The following is a 1,404-nucleotide window of genomic DNA, read 5'->3' as shown; positions in this document are numbered from 1 at the left end:
GTAATCCCGCGTGCAAGATCAGCCCAGGTATCGTTTTCTCCATTTCATCGAACATTGGTTGATATTGACCATATGCGATAATAATTTTCTCGGGCGGCTTCTCAAACATTCCGGAAGCGTGTTGCAAAATCTTACGACACAAGCTGGTCTTCCCCGACATAGTCGGCCCAGCAATCAGGACAGTAGTTGGAGAATTGAAAGGTAGGAGAGCTCTATCTACCCACCACTCTCTGGATGCCATGTTTACACGGTTCACGCGAACTGTTAAATGCGTACAGAAGCGACTGGGATGAATATATATATCACGAACAAAGTCCGGTAGTCTATCTACGATGATTTTTTTTATTCACAGACAATCGAAATAAGCTGAAACATGATCAAACACGTATTTATCAGGATATGTACATTTCTTCAACATAGTTATTAGTGCATCCATAGAAACAGATCGGCATTTCATGATTAGAAAATACAATACGTGAAAACCGCAAGTATCTGAATACTTGTTCTGTACAGAAACATTGTTAAATATACACTTATTAGCATTTGATTCTATAAAATCAACAAAGTTCGTACTATAATGTCCGGGGGAATATCCCAAACTGTCGTAGAATTCTGCATGATCCCTATCCTGGAACCAAAACACTACCCAATGTTTTCCAGAGCGACTTGAAGGATCCGTATTACACACATAAGCGGATGGATAGTTCAGCACCTTGCGAGGTAAATTGTCGGACGAAAAAACACCTTTAGTCACAACATTCAAGCACTCGTCTCCTTTTAGTGCACATTTTAGCTGGTCGGAATTCATGCTCTGGTATACTTCACGTCTCTAGTCTGGTCTATCTCGAGCAACGCCGGGAACTCGGCATATGCCAGACAGTTGAGCGTTTCCGATGTGTTCGTGGCGAATTTCACTTCTAGTCTAATGTTCCCCTGGCGTACTAGATTCATATACTGTTCTCCGAGGTCATTTGGGGCCAATTCGAACGCGTAGAGGGCGTATCCGTTTCCGAACGATTGTCGTGTAATCTGAAGACCGTCGTCCTTATTCCATTTCTCCGCCACTTCGAAAAGATTGACGAAAGAAGTAACGTAATTTTTGTTGGTACCGACATCCATTTTGATGGGCCTAGAAGGTAGACTCTCGCCATTAACATACAAGGCTATTTCTTCTGCCACGTTCAGGAAGTTAAAGGGGTTCTTCGTATAGTCTCCATTCACGGCCACCTGCTTGATAAATCCGAATATTGCTCTCGTGGGGAGATTGTTAGACCACACATTTTGCCATATGAAGTTCCCGGAACCCGGGGATACAGTATTCATTTTCACTTCCGTTCTCGTCATGGGGTACTTGGCCGTGTTGTCTTTGAGGATTTCTGCATGATTAATTAGAACTCCACTGTC

1 protein-coding gene is annotated in these 1,404 nt (G+C 42.9%); it reads right to left on the bottom strand.

Features of this window, described 5'->3' with window-relative positions; all coding sequences use genetic code 11:
- Positions 1-804: 804 nt before the first annotated feature.
- Positions 805-1,404: hypothetical protein (locus BOW51_RS10785; protein WP_167367350.1), on the bottom strand; the 600-nt coding region annotated here is incomplete at its 5' end.

This window comes from Solemya elarraichensis gill symbiont (assembly GCF_002021095.1).
In the GTDB taxonomy this organism is placed as follows: domain Bacteria; phylum Pseudomonadota; class Gammaproteobacteria; order Chromatiales; family Chromatiaceae.
The sequence above is the reverse complement of the archived record's forward strand: the minus strand, read 5'-3'. Positions and strand labels throughout refer to the sequence as shown.